This is a genomic window from Microbacterium sufflavum, from assembly GCF_023091155.1.
GTDB lineage: Bacteria > Actinomycetota > Actinomycetes > Actinomycetales > Microbacteriaceae > Microbacterium > Microbacterium sufflavum.
In genome coordinates, this window is record NZ_JAHWXK010000001.1 from 1,465,703 (window position 1) to 1,489,179 (window position 23,477).

Genomic DNA, 23,477 nt, shown 5'->3' on the forward strand with positions numbered 1-23,477 from the left:
GGGTGATTCCCGCGGGGGCCGTCGTGGCCGCAGCGGGTCAGACCAGGCGGGCGGTCGTGCCGCGCACGTTGAGCTCGTACGGCAGCGCGGCCGGGGGCCGTACGGCCTCGGGATCGGCGAGCTTCGCCAGGACGGCGTCCGCCGCGCGTTCGCCCTGCCCGAGGGGGAACTGGTCGACCGTGGTGAGGCGGAAGAACTCGCCGAGCTCGTGGCCGTCGATGCCCACGATCGACAGGTCCTCCGGCACGCGGAACCCGAGGTCGCGGGCGGCGAGGAGCGCCCCGATCGCCATCTCGTCCGAGGCGGCGAACACCGCGGTCGGGCGCGGGCCGGGGCGGCCCAGCAGCTGCTTCGCGGCCCGGTAGCCGCCCTCGACCGTGAAGTCGGCCGGCTCCAGGAACGCCGGCTGCAGCGGGATCCCGGCCGTCGCGAGGGCCCGCTCGAACCCGAGTCGGCGGTTGGTGGGGATGTGGAAGTCGAGGTCGAACTCGGGGTTCGCGCCGATGTGCGCGATCTGGGTGTGGCCGAGTCCGATGAGGTGCTCCGTGGCGAGCTGCGCGACCGCGACGTCGTCGACCGTGAGCGTGTCGAGCTTCGGGTTCGGGCCGCCGATCGCGATCACGGGCAGCCCGAGGTCGAGCAGCTGCTGCGTCTCGTCCTCGTCGAGCTCGATCGACACGGCGATCACCGCGTCCACGCGCTGCCGTCGCAGGAATGTGCCGAACACGTCACGGCGCACGTCCTCGTCGGCGGTGATGTTGTAGAGCGTGATGTCGTAGCCGGCGCGCATCAGTGCGGCGGACACCCCCGACAGCACCGTGCTGAAGAACCACCGGTCGAGGAACGGCACCACCACGCCGATGTTGCGCGTGCGACCCGAGGCGAGGCTCGAGGCCCGCGACGACACCACGTAGCCGAGCGACTGCGCGGCCGCGCGCACGCGCTCGCGCGCCGACTCCGAGACCTGCCCTCGTCCGCTCAGCGCGCGGGAGACGGTCGCGGTGGAGACGCCGGCGAGCCGGGCGACCTCGTCGATGCTCGCCATGGGTCCTCCTGGGGTTCCTGTTCCGTCGCGGTCGCGCGCTGCGGGCAGCGTCTGCGACCGCGACGGGAACGGGCGGGTCAGGCCGCGGTGGTGTACCAGACGGCGGTGTCGACCGGCAGGTCGGGGCCGTCGAAGGGCTGGCTGCGCAGCACGATCAGGGCGCCGTCCGGCAGGGGGAGCGCGGCGGTACCGAGGTTGGCGAGCACGTGCACCTCGCCGCGGCGGAACGCGACCGCGTCGGGCCCCGCGTCCTCCCACACGAGGGAGCCGGTGCCGAAGCCGTGTTCGCGGCGCCCGGCGAGCAGGCGCTTGTACAGGGCGAGGGTCGACGCGGGGTCGACCTCCTCCACGTCGCGCGCATGGGCCGCCCAGTCCGCGGGCTGCGGGAGCCACGACAGCCCGGTGTCGTTGAAGCCGAACGCGGGGGCCTCGGCCTCCCAGGGCAGCGGCACGCGGCAGCCGTCGCGGCCGTAGCGCTCGCCGTTGGTGCGGAACCACGTGGGATCCTGCCGGAACTCGTCCGGGATCTCCATGGCCTCGGGCAGCCCGAGCTCCTCGCCCTGGTACAGGTACGCCGAGCCGGGGAGGGCCAGCATCAGGGTCGTGGCGGCGCGGGCGCGCGCCAGGCCGATCGCGGTGTCGGGCTTGTCGGGCGTGTTCGGCCCGATGCCCTCGCCCTGCGGGTTCTCGGACGTGAGGGCCAGGCGCGAGGCGTGGCGCACGACGTCGTGGTTCGACAGCACCCAGGTGCTGGGGGCGCCGACCGCGCCGAACTCGTCGAGCGACTCGCGGATCACATCGCCCAGGGCCTTCGCGTCCCACTCGGTCATGAGGTACGGGAAGTTGAAGGTCTGGTGCATCTCGTCGGGCCGCACCCACAGCGCGGTCTCCTTGAGCGTCGGCATCCAGGCCTCGCCGCACAGCGCGCGGTCGCCGTCGTACTCGGCCAGCACGCGGTGCCAGTCGCGGTAGATCTCGTGCACGCCGTCCTGGCCCCAGTACGGCACGTTCGACTCGCCGCCGCCCATGGAGTCGGCGTCGGTGGGGGGCGTGTAGTCGGGCAGCCCCTCGGTCTTGATCATGCCGTGGGCCACGTCGACCCGGAAGCCGTCGACCCCACGGTCGAGCCAGAAGCGCAGGATGGAGCGGAACTCCTCCTGCACCTCCTCGTTGTTCCAGTCGAAGTCGGGCTGCGTGGCGTCGAAGATGTGCAGGTACCACTGGCCGGGCGTGCCGTCGGCCTCGGTCACGCGCTGCCACATGCCGCCGCCGAAGACCGACTCCCAGTTGTTGGGCGGCAGCTCGCCGTTCTCGCCCCTGCCGTCGCGGAAGATGTAGCGCGCGCGCTCCGGGCTGCCCGGTCCCGCGGCGAGGGCCGCCTGGAACCACGGGTGCTGGTCGGACGAGTGGTTGGGCACCAGGTCGACGATCACGCGGATGCCGCGGTCGTGTGCGGCGGCGAGCATGTCGTCGAAGTCGGAGAGGGTGCCGAACAGCGGGTCGACGTCGCGGTAGTCGGCCACGTCGTAGCCGGCGTCGCGCTGCGGGCTCGTCATGAACGGGCTGAGCCAGATCGCATCGACGCCGAGCTCCTGCAGGGAGTCGAGCCGGCGCGTGATCCCCGGCAGGTCGCCGATGCCGTCGCCCGACGCGTCCGCGAAGGAGCGGGGGTAGATCTGGTAGATGACGGCGCTGCGCCACCACTCGGTACCGGGGGCTGCGAACTGTTCGAGCTGTGCCATGCGAACAGGCTACTGCAAACGCTTACACTCTCACCACCACGCGGATCGAATCGGTTCGGAGCAGTCCGCGTACCCGGTCGGTGGCGTGCTGTTTCCATCGCCCGGCGGCTCCCGTCGCCGACAGTGGCCGGGCGATGGGGGCACGGTCACGGCGTGGGCATGCCGCCGTTCACGTTCAGCGTCTCGCCGATCACGTAGCTCGACTCCGGCGACGCGAGGAACACATATGCCGGCGCGAGCTCGGCCGGCTGCCCCATGCGGCCGAGGGGCGTGTCCTCGCCGAACTTCTCGATCTTCTCCTGGGGCTGTCCGTCGCTGGGCTGCAGCGGCGTCCAGATCGGGCCCGGCGCCACCGCGTTCACGCGGATGCCCTTCGGCGCGAGCTGCTGGGCGAGACCCTTCGTGAACGCGTTGATCGTGGACTTCGTGGAGGCGTAGTCGACCAGGATGTCCGACGGCGAGTACGCCTGGATGGACGTGGTGTTGATGATGGTCGACCCGGCGGGCAGGTGCGGGAGCGCGGCCTTCGTGATCCAGAACATGGCGTACACGTTGGTCTTGAACGTGTCGTCGAACTGCTCGTCGGTCAGGTCGGTCAGCGACTCGCGGTACACCTGCTTGCCGCCGTTGTTGACGAGGATGTCGAGCCCGCCCAGGGCCGCCACGGCCTCGGCCACGAGCGTGCGGCAGTACTCCGGGTCGCGCAGGTCGCCGGGGATCGTGGCGACCGTCGCTCCGGCGTCGCGGAGGAGTCCGGCGATGCGGCTCGCGTCCGCCTCCTCCTCGGGCAGGTAGGAGATCGCCACGTCGGCGCCCTCCCTGGCGAACGCGATCGCGGTGGCGGCGCCGATGCCGGAGTCGCCCCCGGTGATCAGGGCCTTGCGTCCGGTGAGACGCCCCGTGCCGCGGTAGGTGTCCTCGCCGAGGTCGGCCTTCGGGGTCAGGTCGGCGTCGAGGCCCGGCTCCGGCATGTGCTGCTTCTGCGGCTGGATGTCGGCGTAGAGCTCGGCGGGGTTCGTGAAGGTGTACTGGTCGCGGGACATGGTCGTCCTTTCCGGGGGATCGTGGACTGGCTCCCATCGTCGGATCGGTACCGAGAGGCCGCAAACGCCTTGCACGCCCGGGCCGGCTTTGCTACACGCGCGGGCCCTCGCCATATCGCACGGGAGATGTGGACGAAAGGCTCTTCAGCGGCGTGTCGCGATCTGGCACATTCGGTACCGTGCCCCCCGCTCCGTCCCGTCCCCCGCGCCGACCGGGCACCGCTCGTGTCGTGTCGCCCCTGGTCGCCGTGCGCCGCTCCGCCCCGATCAGCGCCGTCGCCGCGCTCGTCGCCGCCGTGGTCCTGCTCGGCGCCGCACCCGCGATGTCGGACAGTCGTGCGCCGCGCGCCGAGACCGGAACCGACGTGACGGCCGACCCCGCGGCATCCGTCGCACTCGCCTACGAGTTCCTCGACGCCCGGGTGGACGAGTTCTGCGACGGCGCGGGCCACTGCCTCCCGCGCAGCTATCAGGGCGGCTTCTTCACCACCCCGACGTGGGACTTCACCCCCTCCTTCGTGTACGACGACGCGCTGGTCGTGATCGCCTACACGGCCCGCGGCCTGCCGGACGACCTGCGCCGCGCCCGCGCGATCGGCGACACCCTGCTGTTCGTGCAGGAGGAGGACCCGATCGGCGACGGGCGCACGCGCGCCTCCTACGAGCCCCACGGCATCCGTCAGGGGCGCGTCGAGATCACCGGGCCCGGCAGCTTCACCGGCAACCAGGCCTGGGTGGGCATGGCCCTCGCGCGCCTCTTCCACGCGACGGGCGAGCAGCGGTACCTCGACGGCGCGCTGCGCACCGCGAACTGGATCCAGGACAACACCGCTGACATGACCAGGGCGCCGTACGGCTACACGGGAGGCCAGACCGACACCGGGGCCTCCCTGGAGTGGAAGTCGACGGAGCACAACACCGACGTCGCCGGGTTCTTCGCCCAGCTCGCCCAGCTCACGGGCGACGCCGTGTGGGCGCAGCGCTCGGCCGTCGCCGCCGGATTCGTCGCCGCGATGCAGAGCGCGGACGGCCACGTCGACACCGGCACCCTGCTCGACGGCAGCACGGTCAACACCCGTCCCGTCCCGCTCGATGCGCAGACCTGGAGCGCGCTCGGCACGGGGGACGCCCGCTACGGTGCCGCCCTGGACTGGACGCTCGGGCACCTGATGGCCACGGACGGCCCGTACCGCGGCCCCTCGATCAGCGATGTGGACGTGTCCAAGGCGTGGTTCGAGGGCAGCGGGCACCTGGCCCTGGCACTCCGGATGCGCGATGCCGCGGGTGACGCCGCCCAGGCCGACGAGCTGCTCGCGGACATCCGCCTGGCGCAGCGCGATGCGGTGAACGGCGACGGCAAGGGCATCGTGGCGACCTCGACCGACGGACTCGACTCCGGCTTCGGCGACCTCTACTACGCGAGCCTGCACACGGGCACGACCGCGTGGTACCTGCTGGCGGCAGCCGCCGACAACCCGTTCGCGCTTCCCGCGGCCGCCGCGTCCTCGGGCGAGTGACACCGCGGCCGACCTGCGGGGCGCCCGTGCGTCAGAGGTCGCGCGGCTGAGGCTTCGGCGTGCGCCCGTGCGTCAGGCGGCGACGCGGGCGACCGCGGCGATCGCGCTCGCGAAGAAGCCTAGGCCGTCGACGCCGCTGCGCATGGCCGCGGTCGTGTCGGGGCCGAAGCCCGGCTCGGTGGCGTGCTCGGGGTGCGGCATGAGCCCCACGACGTTGCCCGCCTCGTTGGTGAGCCCGGCGATGTCGCGCAGCGAGCCGTTCGGGTTCACGCCCGCATAGCGGAACGCCACCAGGCCCTCGCCCTCGATGCGGTCGAGCGTCTGCTCGTCGGCGATGTAGCCGCCGTCGGCGTTCTTCAGCGGGATGACGATCTCCTGGCCGGTGCGGAAGGCGTTCGTCCACGCGGTGTCGGCGTTCTCGACCGTGAGGCGCTGGTCGCGGCGCACGAAATGCTGGTGGTTGTTGCGGATCAGTCCGCCGGGCAGCAGGTGCGCCTCGACCAGCATCTGGAAGCCGTTGCAGATGCCGAGCACGGGCAGGCCCTTCGCGGCGGCCTCCTTGACCTCGGTCATGATCGGGGAGAGGGCGGCGATGGCCCCGGCGCGCAGGTAGTCGCCGTAGCTGAAACCGCCCGGCAGCACGAGGGCGTCGACGCCCTCGAGGTCGTGTGCGCCGTGCCACAGGGCGACGGGTTCGGCGCCCGCGAGGCGGACGGCGCGCTGTGCGTCGACGTCGTCGAGCGAGCCGGGGAAGGTGACGACCCCGATGCGCGTGGTCACTCGGCCACCTCGATGCCGACGACGTCTTCGATCACGGCGTTGGAGAGCACCTCGTCGGCGAGGCGCTTCGCCTCGGCGAGCACCTCCTCGGTGACCTCGCCATCGACGGTGAGCTCGAAGCGCTTGCCGATGCGCACGTCGGTGAAGCCGTCCACGCCCAGGCGGGCGAAAGCGCCGGAGACGGCCTTCCCCTGGGGGTCGAGCAGTTCGGGCTTGGGCATGACGTCGACGACGATGGTGGGCATGACGGCTCCAGGAGTCGCGGGTGGACGGGCGTCCCCAGTCTACTGCCCTCGCACCGGCGCTCCCCGCGGGGTCAGGCGGAGTGGAAGACGGTGTGCAGGTCGCCGATCGCGTCGCGGCCGCCGAGGCCGTCGATCTCGAACAGCACGGAGATCCCGGCGACGTGGCTGCCCAGACGCTCGACGAGCTGTCGGCCCGCGGCGAGGGTGCCTCCGGTGGCGAGCACGTCGTCGATGAGCAGCACGCGGGAGCCCGCCGGGAGGTCGTCGTGCATCTCGATCGTGGCGGTGCCGTACTCCAGGGCGTAGTCGACCGAGGCGGCGGGACGCGGGAGCTTGCCGGCCTTGCGGATGGGGATGAGCCCGACCCCGGCGGCGATGGCGGCGGCGCCGGCGAGGATGAAGCCGCGCGCCTCGATGCCCGCGACCACGTCGAACTGCCCGGCGAAGGGCTCGATGATCGCCTCGGTCGTGACCCGCAGTGCCTCGGCGTCGGCCAGGAGGGGGGTGATGTCGCGGAAGACGATCCCGGGCTCGGGGTAGTCGGGGATGCTGCGGATGAGCGACTCGGCGCGGATGAGGGCAGGGGAGAGCGTGGCTTCGGGCACCGGTCAAGGGTACGCCGCCTTCCCGGGTGCTTCCGCGCTTGACACTGTGGGAGCGCTCCCATATGGTTGCACACCATGGCCGTGGGAGCGCTCCCATGCCATCCCGATGCACCACACCGCACGACCACCCACAAAGGAGTGAACTGTGAACACACGTGCCCGCACCCGGATCCTGGCGCCCGTCGCCCTGGCATCCGTCGCCGCCCTCGCCCTCGCCGGCTGCTCCGGCGGCAACGGCGGCGGTGACGCCGGCAGCGCCGACGAGGAGATCACGCTGACCGTCACCACGTTCGGCACCTTCGGCTACGACGACCTCTACGACGAGTACGAGAAGGCGCACCCGAACGTGAAGATCGAGGCCACCAACATCGACACCGGCGGCAACGCCCGCACCGACGCGTTCACCAAGATCGCCGCCGGCTCCGGCCTCAGCGACATCGTGGCGATCGAGGAGGGCTGGCTCGGCGCGATCATGGACGTGTCCGACACGTTCGTCGACCTGCGCGACTACGGCATCGAGGACCGCAAGGACGACTGGGTGGACTGGAAGTACGGCCAGGCCACCGACGCCGAGGGCCGCGTCATCGGCTACGGCACCGACATCGGCCCGAGCGGCATCTGCTACAACGGTGCCGCGTTCGAGGCCGCTGGTCTGCCGAGCGACCGCGAGTCCGTCGCCGAGCTGCTGAACGGCGACTGGGACAACTACTTCCAGGTGGGCGCCGACTACACGGCCAAGACCGGCAAGGCCTGGTACGACCACTCCGGCTTCGTGTGGAACGCCATGGTCAACCAGCTCGACGAGGGCTACTACACCGCCGACGGCGAGCTCAACGTGGAGGGCAACGACGAGCTGAAGAAGCGCTTCGAGCTGCTGGGCGCCGCGACCGAGGGCGGCCAGTCCGCCGCGCAGACCGCGTGGGATTGGAACGGCGGCAAGTCGTTCGTCGACGGCACCTTCGCGACGTTCGTGTGCCCGGGCTGGATGCTCGGCGTGGTGCAGGGGCAGATCGAGGCCGGCGGCGGCGACGCCTCGACCGGCTGGGACTTCGCCGACGTGTTCCCCGGTGGCGCGGCCAACTGGGGTGGTGCGTTCCTCTCCATCCCGGAGACCTCGCAGCACAAGAAGGCGGCGGCCGAGCTCGCCGACTGGCTCACGCAGCCCGAGCAGCAGGTGAAGCAGTCCGCCGCCGCGGGCAACTTCCCCTCGACCGTGAAGGCGCAGGAGACCCTCGCCGCAGACGCCACCCCCAACGCGTTCTTCAACGACGCGCCGACCGGGGCGATCCTCGCCGAGCGTGCCAAGGGCGTCGTCGCGCAGTTCAAGGGCGCCGACGACTCCGTGATCCAGGAGAACGTGTTCGGTCCGGCGCTCAGCAGCCTCGACCGCGGCGAGACCGACACCCAGGGCGCGTGGGACCAGGCCATCGGCCTGCTGAACGAGCTGGTCGGCTGATCACCCGGGGCGTCCTTCGTCTCGTCGCCGGCGCTCCTCGCTCAGGAACCGGTGCCTCCGGTTCCTGAGCGAGCCGAGCGAGACGAAGGGCGCCCCCACCGAACGAGGACACCCCATGACACTCACGCACGACCGCCCCGACACGGTGCCCGCGTCGTCGCAGCGTCCGCCCGCCGACACCGGTGCGAAGCGGCCCTGGCGGCACCGCCTCTCCCGCTTCGACCAGAACGCGTCGCCGTACTTCTACATCTCGCCGTTCTTCCTGCTGTTCGGACTGGTCGGCCTCTTCCCCCTGCTGTACACGGTGTGGGTGGCCGTGCACGAGTGGGACCTGCTGAAGGGCGAGGGCGACTTCGTCGGGCTCGGCAACTTCGTCGAGATCCTCGGCGACGGCATGTTCTGGAACTCGATCCGCAACACGCTCAGCATCTTCCTGCTCTCCGCGATCCCGCAGCTCGCGGTCGCCCTGCTGATCGCCTACCTGCTGGACCGCGGTCTGCGCGCCCCGACGTTCTGGCGCATGAGCGTGCTCATCCCGTTCGTGGTGACCCCGGTCGCCGTGGCCATCATCTTCTCGAGCATCTTCAACGAGGCGGACGGCCTGGCCAACAACCTGCTGAACCTGATCGGCATCGCGGATCAGCAGTGGAAGCACGACACGGTCCTGTCGCACATCGCGATCGCGGTGATGGTGAACTTCCGGTGGACCGGCTACAACGCCCTCATCCTCCTCGCCGCGATGCAGGCCGTGCCGCGGGACCTGTACGAGTCGGCCGCGCTCGACGGCGCCGGATCTGCGCGGCGCTTCTTCTCCATCACGATCCCGACCATCCGCCCCACCCTCATCTTCGTGATCATCACGGCCACGATCGGCGGCCTGCAGATCTTCGCGGAACCGCGGCTGTTCGACGTCTCCACCGCGGGCGGCATCGGCGGCAGCGACCGGCAGTTCCAGACCACGGTGCTGTTCCTGTGGGAGCTGGCCTTCTTCCGGCGCAACCTGGGCGAGGCCTCCGCGGTCGCGATCCTGCTGTTCCTGCTCATCGTGGGCATCGGCCTGATCAACTTCCTCGTCTCGCGGCGCATCTCCACCGGCGACGCCCCGAAGAACCGCGCGGCCCGCCGTCGCGCCCGCACCAGCAAGGAGGAGGCGCGATGACCGCCACGCAGGCCCTCAGCGTCCCGGAGCGCATCCGCCGCCGTCGGGGCGCCGCATCCGGCACCGCCGGCATCGGCAGCCGCCCGGGATTCCTCACCTACGGGCTGCTCGCGGCCTTCGTGCTCGGCAGCGCCTACCCCCTGTGGTGGTCGTTCGTGGTCGCCAGCGGCACCAACGCGACCAGGGGGGAGACGCTGCCGCTGATCCCGGGCGGGAACTTCCTCGCCAACGCGGCCAAGGTGTTCGACGCGATCCCGTTCTGGCTCGCGCTGGGCAACTCGGTCCTGATCTCCTCGATCATCACGCTCTCGGTCGTCACCTTCTCCACCCTCGCCGGCTACGCCTTCGCGAAGCTGCGGTTCCGGGGACGCGACGGGCTGATGGTGTTCGTGATCGCGACCATGGCGATCCCGACGCAGCTCGGCATCATCCCCCTGTTCATGCTGATGCGCGAGCTCGGGTGGACCGGGTCCATCGGCGCGGTGATCGTGCCGACCCTGGTGACCGCGTTCGGGGTGTTCTTCATGCGGCAGTACCTGGTGGACGTGATCCCGGACGAGCTCATCGAGGCGGCCCGCATGGACGGCGCCGGACAGTTCCGCACGTTCCTGACGGTCGGGGTGCCCGCCGCCCGTCCGGCCATGGCGATCCTCGGCCTGTTCACGTTCATGACCGCGTGGACCGACTACCTGTGGCCCCTGATCGTGCTCTCCCCCCAGAACCCCACGCTGCAGACGGCCCTCAGCCAGCTGCAGTCGGGCTACTACATCGACTACTCGATCGTGCTCGCCGGTGCGGTGCTCGCGACCCTCCCGCTCCTCGTGCTCTTCGTGGCGGCGGGGCGGCAGCTGGTCAGTGGCATCATGGCGGGCGCGGTGAAAGGATGACCCCTATGACGCGTGCCTTCCCCTCGGACTTCCTCTTCGGCGCGGCGACGGCGGCCTACCAGATCGAGGGCGCCGCCTTCGAGGACGGACGCACCGCCTCCATCTGGGATGCGTTCGCGCGCGAGCCCGGCGCGGTGGTCGGCGGCGACAACGGGGATGTGGCGTGCGACCACTACCACCGGTACCCGCAGGACGTCGCGCTCATGAAGGACCTCGGGTTGCAGACGTACCGGTTCTCCACGTCGTGGTCGCGCGTGCGGCCCGACGGCGGGGCCGTGAACCGGGCGGGCGTCGACTTCTACAGCCGCCTGGTCGACGAGCTGCTCGCGGCCGACATCCTGCCCTGGCTCACGCTGTACCACTGGGACCTGCCGCAGGCGCTGCAGGAGGGCGGGGGCTGGACGAACCGCGACGTCGTCGACCGCTTCCTGGAGTACGCGGGCACCGTGCACGACGCGCTGGGCGACCGCGTGAACGTGTGGACGACGCTGAACGAGCCGTGGTGCTCGTCGTTCCTCTCCTATACGGGCGGCGAGCACGCGCCGGGGCACACCAGCATCGCGGAGGGGCTGCTCGCGTCGCACCACCTGCTGCTCGCCCACGGCGCCACGGTGAAGGAGCTGCGCGGGCGCGACTCGTCGCTCAACCTCGGCATCACGCTGAACCACACCGTCGCCGACCCCGCCGACCCGCAGAACCCCGCCGACGTGGATGCCGCCCGGCGCCTGGACGGGCAGTTCAACCGCTGGTTCCTCGACCCGATCTACCGCGGCTCCTACCCGGCGGACGTCGTCGAGGACATCCGCGCGGTCGACCCCGAGGCGGTCGCGCGGTTCGAGGCCGCGGTGCGCGACGGCGACCTCGAGACCATCGCGCAGCCCATCGACACGCAGGGCGTGAACTACTACCACGGCGACCTCGTCTCCGGCACGGTGCCCGCGACGACCGCGACCGCCGAGGAGGGCGGCCCGGCGACCTCCCGGCCCACGCGCAGCCCGTACCCGTCGAGCGACGGTATCCACGCGGTCGAGCGCGGGCTGCCCCGCACGGCGCAGCACTGGGAGGTGCAGCCGGAGGGGCTCACGCGACTGCTGCAGCGCGTGTGGGCCGAGTACGCCGATCCCGCCGGGGTCGTGCTGTACGTCACGGAGAACGGCGCCGCCTACGACGACGAGCCCGTGGTGGAGGACGGTGAGACGCGCGTGCACGATGCCGACCGCACCGAGTTCCTGCGCCTGCACCTGGACGCGGTGCTCGATGCGGTCGAGGCGGGCGTGGATGTGCGCGGCTACTTCTACTGGTCGCTGTTCGACAACTTCGAGTGGGCGTGGGGCTACGACAAGAGGTTCGGCATCGTGCGCGTCGACTACGACACCCAGGAGCGCACGCTGAAGGACTCGGCCCACGAGTACCGTCGCATCATCGCGGCCAGGGAGCTGGTGCCCGTCCCCGGTGAGCCGGCCAGGGCCTGATCGGGGCGGGCGGCGCGGCGTCGCCCGGCGATCCGTGGTCTCCGGCGGGGCATCGCGTGGTCGACAATAGGGCCATGGAAGAGAGCGTGCGGTGATGTCGCCCAGGGCGACCATCGAAGAGGTCGCGGCCGCGGCGGGTGTCTCCCGCTCGACCGTGTCGCGGGTCGTGAACGGCTCGACGGCGGTGAGCCCCGAGGCCCTCGCGGCCGTGCGCGCCGCGATCGACGACCTCAACTACGTGCCCAACCGGGCGGCCCGCTCTCTCGCCTCGCGACAGACGCACGCGATCGCGCTGATCGTGCCGGAAGACACGACGCGGTTCTTCGGCGACCCGTTCTTCGCGGCCATCGTCGCCGGGATCACCGGCGCGCTCGGCAGCTCCGACTACCTGCTCAACCTGTTGATCGCGAGCGATGACCCCGGCGACAAGATGACGAGCTTCGTGCGCAACGGTGGCGTCGACGGCGCCCTCATCGTGTCGCACCATGCGAGCGACGGCTTTGTTGACCGGATCGCCGATGCGGTCCCGGTCGTGTTCGGCGGGCGGCCGGTGCGCCGCAGCGCGGGCGACTACGTGGTCGATGTCGACAACGTGGCCGGGGCGCGCGTGGCCACGCAGCGGCTCATCGACATCGGGCGTTCCAGGATCGCCACGATCTCCGGTCCGCTGTCGATGATCTCCTCGACCGACCGCGTGCAGGGCTTCCGGGATGCGCTCGTGGATGCGGGTCTCGCGCCGTGCGCCGAGGAGGAGGGCGACTACAGTGAGGCGAGTGGTGCGGAGGCGGCTCGTCGGCTGCTCGCGTCCGGTCGTCCCGACGCGATCTTCGTGGCGAGCGACCTGATGGCACGCGGAGCGCTCACGGCGCTGCGCGCGGCGGGGGTGCGGGTGCCGGAGGACATCGCCCTGGTCGGCTTCGACGACTCCTCGGTGGCGGTCAGCACCGATCCGGCCCTCACCACGGTGCGCCAGCCGATGTATGCGCAGGGCGAGACCATGGCCCGCGTGCTGCTGTCGCGGCTGGCGGGGGAGGACCCGCCGCAGACGACGATCCTGCCCACCGAGCTCGTGGTGCGCGGCTCGGCCTGACGCGCGCACGGGTGCGGCCCTGACGCCCCCTCATGGCCAGGGATGCACCCGTGCGTCGGGTGGGGGCGAACCCCGCGAACGCATGAACTGAACAGACGTTCAACGTACACGCTACACGGAGCGGCGATATTCTTGTGACCCCGGGAGGTGGTCGCCGCATGGCCCGAACCGACGAGCAGAACCGCCAGGCGCGCGAGCGCGCCCGCGAGAACATCCTGCAGGCGGCGATCGCGGTCTTCAGCGAGCGCGGAGTCGCCGGTGCCAGCATCGCCCAGATCACCTCGCGAGCCGGCGTCGCCCAGGGCCTGGTCAACTACCACTTCGGCGGCAAGGAGCAGCTGGTCGCCGCGGTGATCGACCGCTGGTTCGAGACCGTGCTCGGGCTCGCGCGGGTGGACGGCACCCCAGACGAGATGCTGGCCGCGATCATCGACGGCGCCCTCATGGCCACCGCGTTCGCGATGCCGCTCCAGCGCGCCGTGCTCGCGATGCAGCAGCAGCCCTCCACGCACCGGCTCTTCGCGGAATCGGAGCAGCGTCACGCCGAGGCGGCGACCGCGGCGGAGGACGCTGTGCGCGAGGTGTTCCGCGCGCGCGGAGCCGACGACCCCGCGCTGGAGGAGGTCATGCTCCGCAGCACCCTCGAGGGCGTGTTCGTGAAGTACTGCGTCTTCGGAGACACGTATCCGCTGGAGGAGGCGCGGCGCTGGCTGCACCGGCGCTACGGACTGCCGGAACCGGCGGCCCCGATGCCCCTCGACGTGCCGCCGGGGACCGGCGAGCCCCGGCCCCGGGCCACCTGGGCGCTCCGGCCCGACCCGAACGCCTGACCTCGGCGCCCGGTGCGTCAGTCCAGGTGCATGCGTGCGAACGCGCCGAGCACCACCCGTTCGGACTGCACCAGGTAGCGCTCGAGCTCGGCGGCGCCCGCCTCGGCGCCCCTGCTGAGGAAGGTGTCGAGCACGGCGCGGTTCTTGCGCACGAACGGCTCGTGCAGCGCCCGCGGGTCGTCGATCTTCAAGAAGGCCAGACGCAGCTCGGCCGCGACGTTGCGGTACGTGCGAGCCAGGCGCGGACTGTCGGCGAGGTCGACCAGCGCCACGTGGAACGCCATGTTCGCGCTGCCGACCGTGCGCCACGCGGCGGCGTCGTCGCGGGAGACGTCGGCCACGGCGGCCTCGGCGGCCGCGACCGCCTCCCTCATGCGCTGCACGGCGGGGTGCTCCGGCTCGGACTGGCGCAGGGCCGTGCACTCGATGATGCGGCGGGCGCGATAGATGTCGATCACGTCGGCGATCGACGGGGAAGCCACGGAGACCCCACGGTGCGGGACGTGCTCGACCAGGCCCTGCTCCGCGAGCACCCGGAACGCCTCGCGGAGCGTGTTGCGCGACACGTCGAAGCGCTCGGCGAGGGCGGACTCCGACAGGCGGGAGCCGGGGGCGACGTCGCCGTCGATGATGAGCTGACGGAGCACGTCGGCGAGCGGGCCCTGCTGGTTCATGCCTTCATCGTAGGTGCGGGGCGGGCGGCGGGCCGGGATCGGGTCTCGGCGGGAATCACACGACGGCAATCGCGCTGTAGCACGACGGAAACATGATTGTTGAACAATCGGTGTCTGTCCGTTCTACACTGGGTATCGATCCGACACCCACCAACGACGATGGGACCCCCCTATGTCCGAGCAGTCCACCGCCGCCCTCTCCCCGGAGGACGAGGCCCGCGCCGCCCACGCGAAGAAGCGCGCGGGACGCAGTGCCGTCATCGGCGCCATCTTCCTCATGGCCACGAGCGCCATCGGGCCCGGCTTCATCACGCAGACCGCCACCTTCACGGCGCAGATGGGGGCCGCGTTCGCGTTCGCGATCCTGGTGTCGATCCTGGTCGACATCGCGGTGCAGCTGAACATCTGGCGCATGATCACCTCCTCGGGCAAGCGCGCCGGCGAGCTCGCCAACAGCGCCATCCCGTTCTCCGGGCACGTCATCGCCGTGCTCGTGGTGATCGGCGGCCTCGCGTTCAACATCGGCAACATCGCCGGGGGTGGCCTCGGTCTCAACGCCCTGCTCGGCATCGACCCGAAGATCGGCGGCGCACTCACCGCGGCGCTCGCGATCATCATCTTCCTGGTGAAGAAGGCCGGCAAGGTGATGGACGTCGTGCTCATCGTCCTCGGCATCGGCATGATCGTGATGACCGTGGTCGTCGCCCTGATCGCCCAGCCGCCCATCGGCGACGCGCTGCGGCAGACGTTCGTGCCCGACCAGCTCAACTTCGCCACCATCACCACCATCGTCGGCGGCACCGTCGGCGGCTACATCACCTACTCCGGTGCGCACCGCTACCTCGACTCCGGCCACGTCGGCCCGCAGTACGCGAAGCCCGTCATGCGCGCCGCGGCCAACGGCATCCTCGTCACCGGCATCATGCGGTACGTGCTGTTCCTCGCCATCCTCGGGGTCGTCGCCTCCGGTGTGGCACTCGACCTCTCGTCGCAGGCCGCGAACCCGGCCGGGCAGGCGTTCGGCGCCGTGCTGGGCGACGCGGGTCTGCGCATCTTCGGCGCGATCTTCTGGGCCGCCGCAATCAGCTCCGTGATCGGCGCCGCCTACACCTCGGCCACGTTCCTGTCGACGTTCACCGCGAAGCTGCACGGCGGCTGGCCCCTGCAGCTCGCGACCGTCGCCTTCATCGTCGTCTCGCTCGGGGTCTACCTCGCGATCGGCACGGCCCCCGCGGCGATCCTCGTGTTCGTCGGCGGCTTCAACGGCCTGATCCTGCCGATCGGCCTCACGGTGTTCATGTACATCGGCTGGTTCCGGCGCGACCTGCTCGGCGACCGGAAGTACCCGATGTGGCTGCTGATCGCCGGTACCGTCGTGACCGCCCTCACCTGGTACATGGGTGCCGTCTCGATCGGCCCCATCTTCGCCTTCCTCGGAATCGGAGCGTGACGATGGCGACCATCGACCTGAACTCGGACCTCGGCGAGAACGTCCCCGACCGGATCGTCAGCGACGACGCCAGCATGCTGCGCATCGTCACGAGTGCGAACGTGTCGTGCGGTTTCCACGCCGGCAGCCCCGAGGGCATCCGCGAGACGCTCGCTGCGGCCGTGGCGGGAGGCGTCGTGATCGGCGCGCACCCCGGCTACCGCGACTACGAGAACTTCGGGCGCACGAAGGTCGACATCGACTCCGCGACGCTCCAGGCCCACGTCGAGTACCAGCTCGGCGCACTCCTGGGGCTCGCGGCCGCGGTGGGCGGTCGGGTCTCGTACGTCAAACCCCACGGCGCGCTCTACAACACGATCGCCCGCGACGAGCGGCAGTCGAAAGACGTGGTGGCGGCGATCCGTGCGGTCGACCCCTCGCTCGTGCTGCTCGGGCTCGCGGGAGGCGTGGTGCTCGACGTCGCACAGCGGGCGGGGCTCGCGGTGGCCGCTGAGGCCTTCGCCGACCGCGCCTACCAGCCGGACGGACAGCTCGTGTCGCGCACCGAGGAGGGCGCCGTGCTGCACGACCCGACCGCGGTCGCCGAGCGCATGGTGCGCCTCGCCGCCGACGGCGTGATCCGGGCGATCGACGGCACCGACGTCGCGGTGTCCGCCCAGTCCATCTGCGTGCACGGCGACAGCCCCGGCTCGGTCGCGATGGCCGCCGAGACGAAGCGCCTGCTGCAGGCCGAGGGCATCACGATCGCCCCGTTCGCCGGAGTCTGACATGGCCGTGCTCGCGACCCCCGACCAGCTCACCGCTGCGCGCGCCGCCCGCGCCGCGCACCGGGCGGGACACTCCGCGCCCACCAGCGGCGTCGCGCCGGGACTGACGCAGGCGAACCTCATCGCCGTGCCGGCCGACTGGGCGTTCGAGACGCTGCTGTACGCGCAGCGCAACCCGAAGCCCTGCCCCGTGCTCGAGGTGATCGAGCAGGGCCAGGTGGAGTCACGGCTGGCGCCGGGCAGCGACATCCGCACCGACATCGGCCGTTACCGCATCTGGCGCGACGGCGAGCTCGCGGAGGAGGTGACCGACGCGACGGCCGCGTGGGCCGAGCAGCCCGACCTCGTCGCGTTCCTCATCGGCTGCAGCTTCACGTTCGAGACCGGTCTCGTCGAGGCGGGCATCCCCATCCGTCACCAGGAGCTCGGGCGCAACGTGCCGATGTACCGCACGGCCGTGGACTGCGCGCCGGCCGGACGGCTGCGCGGCGAGATGGTCGTGTCGATGCGCCCGATCCCCGCGGACCGCGTGGCCGACGCCGTGCAGATCTCCGCCCGCACGCCGGCCGTGCACGGCGCACCCGTGCACATCGGCGACCCGGCCTCGCTGGGCATCACCGACCTGTCGACCCCGGACTTCGGCGACGCCCCCGAGCTGCGCGACGGCGAGATCCCCGTGTTCTGGGCCTGCGGTGTGACCCCGCAGGCGGCGATCATGGCGTCGAAGCCGCCGTTCGCCGTGACACACGCTCCCGGTTACATGTTCGTGACCGACGTGCCGGATGCGGAGTACCGGGTCTGATGCGCATCCTCACGGCCTCCGACGGCGCGCTCCTGGTCGAGGCGGACGACCTCGAACAGGCCATGCGACTCAACCTCGCGTGGGACGGCGTGCCCGGCGTGGTCGAGCGCATCCCCGGCGCGCGCACGGTGCTGGTGCGCTACGACCCGCTGCGCACCACGGCCGCCGCGCTCGCCGGGGTGCTCGCCGCGACCGAGGTCGACGCCGCCGAGCTCCCCGATGCGGGCGAGGTCGAGGTGCCGGTGCGCTACGACGGGGAAGACCTCGACGAGACGGCGACGCTGCTCGGGGTGTCGGCGGAAGAGCTCGTCGCGCGTCACCTCGCGGCCGACTGGCGGGTCGCGTTCTCGGGCTTCGCGCCCGGCTTCGGCTATGCGGTGAGCGACGACGCGCTGTTCGACGTGCCGCGCCGCTCGTCGCCGCGCACGCGCGTGCCCGCGGGCTCGGTCGCGCTCGCCGGAGCCTTCAGCGGCGTGTACCCCCGCGAGAGCCCCGGCGGCTGGCAGCTGATCGGCCGCACCGACCTGGCCATGTGGGACATCGACCGCGACCCTCCCGCACTGTTCGCACCCGGGCGGCGGGTGCGGTTCGTGCGGGCTGAGCGGGCCGCGGTCGTCGCGTCGGCCGAGAGCGCCGGCGGCGCGGATCCGCGCGGCGGAGAAGCCTCCGCGACCCAGGGGGCGCGCGCTCCCGGGGCCCCCGCGGTGGAGGTCGTGCGCTCGTCGCTGCAGCTGCTCGTGCAGGACGAGGGTCGCGCGGGCTATGCCGCCCTGGGCGTCTCGGCCTCCGGCATCGCGGACCGGGTGGCCCTGCGCGACGCCAACCGCGCGGTCGGCAACCCCTCCGCCGCTGCCGTCCTGGAGTGCGTGGGCGGTGCGGTGCTGCGGTTCCACGGAGCCGGGGTGGCCGCGGTGGCCGGAGCGACCGGGGTCCTCACCCTCACGGACGCCGTCGGCGTGCCGCGCGACATGGCCCCCGGGGCACCGTTCGCCACGGTCGACGGCGACGAGCTCACCCTCGGTCACCCCGAGCGCGGGCTGCGCTTCGTGATCGCCGTGCGCGGCGGGATCGACGTCGCCCCGGCGCTCGACAGCCGCGCCAGCGACACCCTCGCCGGGCTCGGCCCGCGGCCCCTCGCGGCGGGCGATGTCGTGCCGATCGGCACGGCCCCGGTGAGCTCGGTGGATCCGGTCGTCCTGCCGCGCGACCTTCCCGCCCCGGGCGACACCGTGGCGCTCGAGATCACGCTCGGCCCGCGCGACGACTGGTTCACCGCGGCCGGGGTCGCCGCGCTCACCGGTCAGGAGTGGACGGTGACGCCGCGCTCCGACCGCGTCGGCATCCGGCTGCACGGCGAGGTGCCGCTGGAGCGCGCCGTGGGCGGGGAGCTGCCCAGCGAGGGCGCGGTGACCGGCGCGATCCAGGTGCCGCCGGACGGTCAGCCCGTGCTGTTCCTCCCCGATCATCCGCTCACGGGCGGCTACCCCATCATCGGCGCACTCACCGACCGCAGCCTCGACCTCGCCGCGCAGCTCCCGCCGGGGGTGCACGTGCGCTTCATCGTGAAGGAGACCCCATGACCCGTGTGCTCATCGCCAACCGCGGCGAGATCGCGGTGCGCGTGATCCGCGCCTGCGCCGAGGCCGGATACACGTCGGTCGCCGTGTACGCCGATCAGGATGCGGATGCGCTGCACGTGCGGCTCGCCGACGAGGCCGTCGGCCTGGGCGGTGACACGGCCGCGAGCACCTACCTATCGGTCGAGGCGCTGATCGACGCCGCGCGCCGCAGCGGGGCCGACGCGGTGCACCCCGGCTACGGCTTCCTCTCCGAGAGCGCGGCGTTCGCGCGGGCTGTCGAGGGCGCGGGGCTGGTGTGGATCGGCCCGTCGCCGGAGAGCATCGACGCCCTCGGCGACAAGATGACCGCGCGGCGCATCGCCCAGCGGGTCGGCGCACCCCTCGCGGCCGGCACCGACGAGCCGCTCTCCGGCCCGGAGGAGGCCGTGGCCTTCGCCGAGGAGCACGGGCTGCCGATCGCCATCAAGGCCGCGTTCGGCGGGGGCGGCCGCGGCCTCAAGGTCGTGCGGGAGCTGTCCGAGGTGGCGGCGGCGTTCGAGGCGGCGACGCGGGAGGCCGTGGCCGCGTTCGGTCGCGGCGAGTGCTTCGTGGAGCGGTTCCTGGAGCGCCCCCGGCACATCGAGGTGCAGGTGCTGGGAGACGGCCGCGGCGGCGTGGTCGTGGTGGGCGACCGCGACTGCTCGATGCAGCGGCGCAACCAGAAGCTGATCGAGGAGGCACCGGCACCCGCACTCGCTCCGGAGCAGCGGTCGGCGATCCACGAGGCGGCGCGGGCGATCTGCGCCGAGGTGCAGTACCGCGGGGCGGGCACCGTGGAGTTCCTGCTCGCGGCCGACGGCACGATCTCGTTCCTCGAGGTCAACACGCGCCTCCAGGTCGAGCATCCGGTGACGGAGGAGGTCACGGGCACCGACCTCGTGCGCGAGCAGTTCCGCATCGCGTTCGGCGAGGGGCCGTCGTTCACCGAGACCCCGCGGCCGTCGGGTCACGCGTTCGAGTTCCGCATCAACGCGGAAGACCCCGGTCGCGGGTTCCTTCCCAGCCCGGGGCGGGTCGAGGCGCTGCGCATCCCCGGCGGCCCCGGCGTGCGATGGGACAGCGGCATCGAGGCGGGCGACGTGGTGCAGCCCGCGTTCGACTCCCTGATCGCCAAGCTCATCGTGCACGCGGACACCCGGGAGGCCGCCCTCGTGCGAGCACGCCGGGCGCTGCGCGAGCTCGCCGTCGACGGCCCGGCGACCGTGATCCCGTTCGACCTCCGCGCGATCGACGACCCCGCGTTCGCGACCGACACCTTCGGGGTGCACACGCAGTGGATCGAGACGGTGCTGCTGCCCGCGCTCGACGCGCAGCCGCGACCGGCGGTCGCACCGGTGTCCGGGCTGCAGCGGTTCCCCGTGGAGGTCGATGGCCGCCGGGTCGTGCTCGGGCTGCCCGCGGAGCTGCTGGCGGGGATCGGCCGTCCGGCGACGGAGGCGGCACCGGAGCCTGCGGCGGACGCGTCCGAGCTCCGGACTCCCGCGCCGGGCACGCTCGTGCGGTGGCTGCTCGACGACGGCGCGGAGGTCGCGGCGGGCGACCCGGTGGCCGTGCTCGACGCGATGAAGATGGAGACGACGGTCACCGCGCACCGCCCCGGCACTCTCACCCGCCGCGCGGAGACCGGCGCGACCGTCGCGCCCGACGCCGTCCTCGCCACGATCGCCTGACCCCCGTCCTCCCGTCCCCCGCCCTCCCGTCCCCCGTCCTCCCGCCCCCGCCCGCCCCGCCCCCGCCCGACCGGCGCGTGGGAGTGCGAAAACGCACCTCCGACGTGCGTGGGAGGTGCGTTTTCGATCCCGACAGTGGACGGGACGGGACGGGACCCCGGGCGTTACGCGGGGTCGCCGCCCAGGGGGCCGACGGGCTCAAGGGGCTTCGGGTCGTCGGCGCCGGTCTTGCGGGCGCGGGCGATCAGGTTGCCCAGGTGGTAGATGAGCAGCGCCGCGACGGTGCCGAGGACGATGCCGCCGAACGCGAAGTCGCCGAGCTGCATCGAGAACCCGGCGATGCCGATCACGAGCGACACCGCGGCCGTGTACTGGTTGACCGGGCGCGAGAAGTCCACGCGGCTGTCGACCCAGATCTTGATGCCGATGATGCCGATCAGGCCGTACAGGGCCGTGGTCGCGCCGCCCAGCACGCCGGCGGGGATCGAGTTGAACACCTCGCCGACCTTGGGGGAGAACGCGAGCAGGATCGCGAAGAGGCCGGCCACCCAGTAGACGGCGGTCGAGTACACGCGGGTCGCGGCCATCACGCCGATGTTCTCGCCGTAGGTCGTGGTGCCCGAGCCGCCGAAGCCGCCCGCGATCGTGGTCGCGACGCCGTCGGCGATCAGTGCGCGGCCGGTGTGCTTGTTGATCGACGGGTCCTCGGTCATGGTCGCGACGCCGCGCACGTGGCCGACGTTCTCGGCGATGAGCACGAGCACGACCGGCAGGAACATCGCGATGGTCGACCACGTGCCCGGCTCGACGAAGTCGGGGAGCTGGAAGTGCGGCAGGCCGACCCAGGGTGCCTCGGCGATGAGCTCGGCCGGTGTCTTGCCGCCGCGGAGGGCGTTGGGCACGTCGAACGAGCCGGTGAACGCGGCCCAGATGAAGCCGACCGCGACGCCGAGGAAGATCGAGATGCGGCCGAGGAAGCCGCGGAACAGCACCGCGAACAGGATGATCGCGACGAGGGTGATGGTCGCGGTCACCGGGTCGAGCTGGAAGTTGCTCCACGCGGTGGGGGCGAGGTTGAAGCCGATCAGGGCGACGATGGCCCCTGCGACCACCGGGGGCATGAGCGCGTCGACCCATCGCAGCCCGGCGAACTGCACGACGAGCCCGACGACGGCGAGGAGCACGCCGACCGCGACGACGCCCGCGAGCGCCGAGCCGGTGCCACCCGCGGCGACGGCGGCCGTGATCGGGGCGATGAACGCGAACGAGGAGCCGAGGTAGCTGGGCAGCTGGTTCTTCGTGATGAGCAGGAAGATGAGGGTGCCGAGGCCGCTGAACAGCAGGGTCGTCGAGACCGGGAAGCCCGTCAGCGTCGGCACGAGGAAGGTGGCGCCGAACATCGCGACGACGTGCTGGAGTCCGATCGCGACGGTGGCGGACCAGCTCAGGCGCTCGTCGGGACGGACGACCGCGCCGGCCTCGACCGTGCGTCCGTTTCCGTGCAGCTTCCACAGGGCCATGCGGGCTCCTCAGGGTTCGGGGGTGGCGGGAGTGCTGAAGAAACACTACCGATTCCTGAGTGTTGCCTGAGCGCCGATCGGCCAGCCGCTCCTCTACGCGGGTGACGACGTCAGCCCCACCGACGTGCGACGTGTGGAGTAGTCCGGCTCAGGCGCCCAGGCGGTCGATGAGTTCGCGGTAGCGCGCGGTCGTCCGGGCGACGACCTCGTCGGGCAGCGCGGGCGGCTCGCCCTGCTTGTCCCAGTTCGCGGCGAGCCAGTCGCGCACGATCTGCTTGTCGAAGCTCGCCATCCGCTCGGCCGGGGTGGTGCCGGTGCGCCAGGCCTCGGCGTCCCAGTACCGCGAGGAGTCGCTGGTGAGCACCTCGTCGGCGAGGCGCAGGGTGCCGTCGGCATCGGTGCCGAACTCGAACTTGGTGTCGGCCAGGATCAGGCCCCGCTCCTCGGCGATCGCCGCCGCCTTCGCGTACACGGCCAGGGAGGTGTCGCGCAGCTCGGCCGCTCGCTCGGCACCGACCAGCTCGACGACGCGGTCGAACGTGATGTTCTCGTCGTGCTCGCCCATCGGCGCCTTGTACGCGGGGGTGAACAGCGGTTCGGGCAGCCGGTCGCCGTTGTGCAGGCCGTCCGGGAGGGTGATGCCGCACACCGTGCCGTGCTCCTGATACTCGGCCCAGCCGGAGCCGGTGATGTAGCCGCGCACGACGCACTCGATCGGGAGCATCTCCAGCGACTGGGCGAGCATCGCGCGGTCGGCGACCTCCTCGGGCAGCTCGCCCGGGGCCAGGTGGTTCGGCACGTCGAGCTGGGCGAACCACCAGCGGCTGAGGCGGGTGAGCAGGGCCCCCTTGTCGGTGATGCCGGGCGACAGCACCACGTCGAAGGCGCTCACCCGGTCGGAGGCGACGACGAGGATGCGGGTGTCGGCCGGGTCCTCCGAGGCGTAGAGGTCGCGGACCTTGCCGGAGTAGAGGTGTCGCCAACCGGGGATGCTCTGCGCGGTGCCTGCCGTGGGTGTGCTCACCCGCCCATTATCCCGGTCTCCCGTGGCGGCGCCCGCACAGAAGTCAAGGGGAGCGCGGGCCGCGTGCTCCCGGGGCGAGG

The 23,477-nt window shown here is 71.9% G+C and carries 21 protein-coding genes; 12 read left to right on the forward strand and 9 right to left on the reverse strand.

Annotated features, from left to right (window positions below; translation table 11 throughout):
* Positions 1 to 37: 37 nt before the first annotated feature.
* From KZC56_RS07195 to KZC56_RS07205, 3 genes are all read right to left on the reverse strand, one after another.
* Complete coding sequence (locus tag KZC56_RS07195; RefSeq protein WP_247638226.1) at positions 38 to 1,045, reverse strand: LacI family DNA-binding transcriptional regulator; 1,008 nt, start codon at positions 1,043 to 1,045, stop codon at positions 38 to 40.
* Positions 1,046 to 1,122: 77 nt separating this feature from the next.
* Positions 1,123 to 2,787 (reverse strand): glycoside hydrolase family 13 protein, encoded by a 1,665-nt coding sequence (locus tag KZC56_RS07200; RefSeq protein WP_136036125.1) that lies wholly within the window; start codon positions 2,785 to 2,787, stop codon positions 1,123 to 1,125.
* Between the two features lie 146 nt (positions 2,788 to 2,933).
* Entirely contained in the window at positions 2,934 to 3,830 is an 897-nt protein-coding gene (locus KZC56_RS07205) for an SDR family oxidoreductase (RefSeq protein WP_136032784.1), read from the reverse strand.
* A gap of 230 nt (positions 3,831 to 4,060) precedes the next feature.
* Between KZC56_RS07205 and KZC56_RS07210 the strand changes: the two genes are divergently transcribed.
* Positions 4,061 to 5,347, forward strand: coding sequence for a YyaL domain-containing protein (locus KZC56_RS07210; protein ID WP_247638227.1), 1,287 nt, complete (start codon positions 4,061 to 4,063; stop codon positions 5,345 to 5,347).
* Between the two features lie 72 nt (positions 5,348 to 5,419).
* Here the strand turns inward: KZC56_RS07210 and purQ are convergent, their stop codons facing one another.
* From purQ to KZC56_RS07225, 3 genes are all read right to left on the reverse strand, one after another.
* Positions 5,420 to 6,127 (reverse strand): phosphoribosylformylglycinamidine synthase subunit PurQ, encoded by a 708-nt coding sequence (gene purQ / locus KZC56_RS07215; protein ID WP_136032786.1) that lies wholly within the window; start codon positions 6,125 to 6,127, stop codon positions 5,420 to 5,422.
* Positions 6,124 to 6,372 (reverse strand): phosphoribosylformylglycinamidine synthase subunit PurS, encoded by a 249-nt coding sequence (purS, locus tag KZC56_RS07220; RefSeq protein ID WP_136045686.1) that lies wholly within the window; start codon positions 6,370 to 6,372, stop codon positions 6,124 to 6,126. Before purS ends, purQ begins: the two co-directional genes overlap by 4 nt.
* Before the next feature lie 71 nt (positions 6,373 to 6,443).
* The gene (locus KZC56_RS07225; RefSeq protein ID WP_136032790.1) at positions 6,444 to 6,977 is read right to left on the reverse strand and encodes an adenine phosphoribosyltransferase; all 534 of its coding nucleotides are present in this window, start codon (positions 6,975 to 6,977) and stop codon (positions 6,444 to 6,446) included.
* A 145-nt stretch (positions 6,978 to 7,122) separates the two neighbouring features.
* Between KZC56_RS07225 and KZC56_RS07230 the strand changes: the two genes are divergently transcribed.
* The 6 genes from KZC56_RS07230 (at position 7,123) to KZC56_RS07255 (ending at position 13,871) form a co-directional block, all read left to right on the forward strand.
* On the forward strand, positions 7,123 to 8,433 hold the full coding sequence (locus tag KZC56_RS07230; protein ID WP_247638228.1) for an ABC transporter substrate-binding protein: 1,311 nt from the start codon (positions 7,123 to 7,125) through the stop codon (positions 8,431 to 8,433).
* A gap of 115 nt (positions 8,434 to 8,548) precedes the next feature.
* Entirely contained in the window at positions 8,549 to 9,592 is a 1,044-nt protein-coding gene (locus KZC56_RS07235; RefSeq protein WP_136036124.1) for a carbohydrate ABC transporter permease, read from the forward strand.
* Positions 9,589 to 10,479, forward strand: coding sequence for a carbohydrate ABC transporter permease (locus KZC56_RS07240; RefSeq protein WP_136032796.1), 891 nt, complete (start codon positions 9,589 to 9,591; stop codon positions 10,477 to 10,479). The genes KZC56_RS07235 and KZC56_RS07240 overlap by 4 nt, the downstream gene beginning before the upstream one ends.
* 5 nt (positions 10,480 to 10,484) lie before the next feature.
* On the forward strand, positions 10,485 to 11,951 hold the full coding sequence (locus KZC56_RS07245) for a GH1 family beta-glucosidase (RefSeq protein WP_247638229.1): 1,467 nt from the start codon (positions 10,485 to 10,487) through the stop codon (positions 11,949 to 11,951).
* Between the two features lie 91 nt (positions 11,952 to 12,042).
* A complete protein-coding gene (locus tag KZC56_RS07250) occupies positions 12,043 to 13,041 on the forward strand; it encodes a LacI family DNA-binding transcriptional regulator (protein WP_308194340.1) in 999 nt (332 codons plus the stop codon).
* A gap of 158 nt (positions 13,042 to 13,199) precedes the next feature.
* A complete protein-coding gene (locus KZC56_RS07255; RefSeq protein ID WP_247638231.1) occupies positions 13,200 to 13,871 on the forward strand; it encodes a TetR/AcrR family transcriptional regulator in 672 nt (223 codons plus the stop codon).
* Positions 13,872 to 13,888: 17 nt separating this feature from the next.
* On the opposite strand, the gene KZC56_RS07260 is transcribed toward KZC56_RS07255, so the two are convergent.
* Positions 13,889 to 14,545: a GntR family transcriptional regulator gene (locus KZC56_RS07260; RefSeq protein ID WP_247638232.1), complete on the reverse strand. Its 657-nt coding sequence runs from the start codon at positions 14,543 to 14,545 to the stop codon at positions 13,889 to 13,891.
* A gap of 172 nt (positions 14,546 to 14,717) precedes the next feature.
* Between KZC56_RS07260 and KZC56_RS07265 the strand changes: the two genes are divergently transcribed.
* From KZC56_RS07265 to KZC56_RS07285, 5 genes are read left to right on the forward strand one after another with little or no spacing between them, the layout of a single operon-like run.
* A complete protein-coding gene (locus tag KZC56_RS07265; RefSeq protein WP_136036121.1) occupies positions 14,718 to 15,995 on the forward strand; it encodes an NRAMP family divalent metal transporter in 1,278 nt (425 codons plus the stop codon).
* Positions 15,996 to 15,997: 2 nt separating this feature from the next.
* Positions 15,998 to 16,762 (forward strand): LamB/YcsF family protein, encoded by a 765-nt coding sequence (locus tag KZC56_RS07270; RefSeq protein ID WP_136032807.1) that lies wholly within the window; start codon positions 15,998 to 16,000, stop codon positions 16,760 to 16,762.
* Between the two features lies 1 nt (position 16,763).
* Positions 16,764 to 17,564 carry a putative hydro-lyase gene (locus KZC56_RS07275; protein ID WP_136032808.1) on the forward strand — a complete coding sequence of 267 codons (801 nt, stop codon included), beginning with the start codon at positions 16,764 to 16,766 and terminating at the stop codon, positions 17,562 to 17,564.
* Complete coding sequence (locus KZC56_RS07280; protein WP_247638233.1) at positions 17,564 to 19,144, forward strand: 5-oxoprolinase subunit B/C family protein; 1,581 nt, start codon at positions 17,564 to 17,566, stop codon at positions 19,142 to 19,144. The genes KZC56_RS07275 and KZC56_RS07280 overlap by 1 nt, the downstream gene beginning before the upstream one ends.
* Complete coding sequence (locus KZC56_RS07285; protein WP_247638234.1) at positions 19,141 to 20,853, forward strand: acetyl/propionyl/methylcrotonyl-CoA carboxylase subunit alpha; 1,713 nt, start codon at positions 19,141 to 19,143, stop codon at positions 20,851 to 20,853. The genes KZC56_RS07280 and KZC56_RS07285 overlap by 4 nt, the downstream gene beginning before the upstream one ends.
* Before the next feature lie 164 nt (positions 20,854 to 21,017).
* Here the strand turns inward: KZC56_RS07285 and KZC56_RS07290 are convergent, their stop codons facing one another.
* Positions 21,018 to 22,373 (reverse strand): uracil-xanthine permease family protein, encoded by a 1,356-nt coding sequence (locus tag KZC56_RS07290; RefSeq protein ID WP_136032815.1) that lies wholly within the window; start codon positions 22,371 to 22,373, stop codon positions 21,018 to 21,020.
* Between the two features lie 148 nt (positions 22,374 to 22,521).
* Positions 22,522 to 23,397: a phosphoribosylaminoimidazolesuccinocarboxamide synthase gene (locus KZC56_RS07295; protein WP_247638235.1), complete on the reverse strand. Its 876-nt coding sequence runs from the start codon at positions 23,395 to 23,397 to the stop codon at positions 22,522 to 22,524.
* Positions 23,398 to 23,477: the final 80 nt, after the last annotated feature.

Coding starts and splice junctions, on each gene's coding strand:
- KZC56_RS07195 (WP_247638226.1), bottom strand. CDS start 1,045: ATGGCGAGCATCGACGAGGTCGCCCGGCTCGCCGGCGTCTCCACCGCG.
- KZC56_RS07200 (WP_136036125.1), bottom strand. CDS start 2,787: ATGGCACAGCTCGAACAGTTCGCAGCCCCCGGTACCGAGTGGTGGCGC.
- KZC56_RS07205 (WP_136032784.1), bottom strand. CDS start 3,830: ATGTCCCGCGACCAGTACACCTTCACGAACCCCGCCGAGCTCTACGCC.
- purS (WP_136045686.1), bottom strand. CDS start 6,372: ATGCCCACCATCGTCGTCGACGTCATGCCCAAGCCCGAACTGCTCGAC.
- KZC56_RS07235 (WP_136036124.1), top strand. CDS start 8,549: ATGACACTCACGCACGACCGCCCCGACACGGTGCCCGCGTCGTCGCAG.
- KZC56_RS07240 (WP_136032796.1), top strand. CDS start 9,589: ATGACCGCCACGCAGGCCCTCAGCGTCCCGGAGCGCATCCGCCGCCGT.
- KZC56_RS07245 (WP_247638229.1), top strand. CDS start 10,485: ATGACGCGTGCCTTCCCCTCGGACTTCCTCTTCGGCGCGGCGACGGCG.
- KZC56_RS07255 (WP_247638231.1), top strand. CDS start 13,200: ATGGCCCGAACCGACGAGCAGAACCGCCAGGCGCGCGAGCGCGCCCGC.
- KZC56_RS07260 (WP_247638232.1), bottom strand. CDS start 14,545: ATGAACCAGCAGGGCCCGCTCGCCGACGTGCTCCGTCAGCTCATCATC.
- KZC56_RS07265 (WP_136036121.1), top strand. CDS start 14,718: ATGTCCGAGCAGTCCACCGCCGCCCTCTCCCCGGAGGACGAGGCCCGC.
- KZC56_RS07270 (WP_136032807.1), top strand. CDS start 15,998: ATGGCGACCATCGACCTGAACTCGGACCTCGGCGAGAACGTCCCCGAC.
- KZC56_RS07275 (WP_136032808.1), top strand. CDS start 16,764: ATGGCCGTGCTCGCGACCCCCGACCAGCTCACCGCTGCGCGCGCCGCC.
- KZC56_RS07280 (WP_247638233.1), top strand. CDS start 17,564: ATGCGCATCCTCACGGCCTCCGACGGCGCGCTCCTGGTCGAGGCGGAC.
- KZC56_RS07285 (WP_247638234.1), top strand. CDS start 19,141: ATGACCCGTGTGCTCATCGCCAACCGCGGCGAGATCGCGGTGCGCGTG.
- KZC56_RS07290 (WP_136032815.1), bottom strand. CDS start 22,373: ATGGCCCTGTGGAAGCTGCACGGAAACGGACGCACGGTCGAGGCCGGC.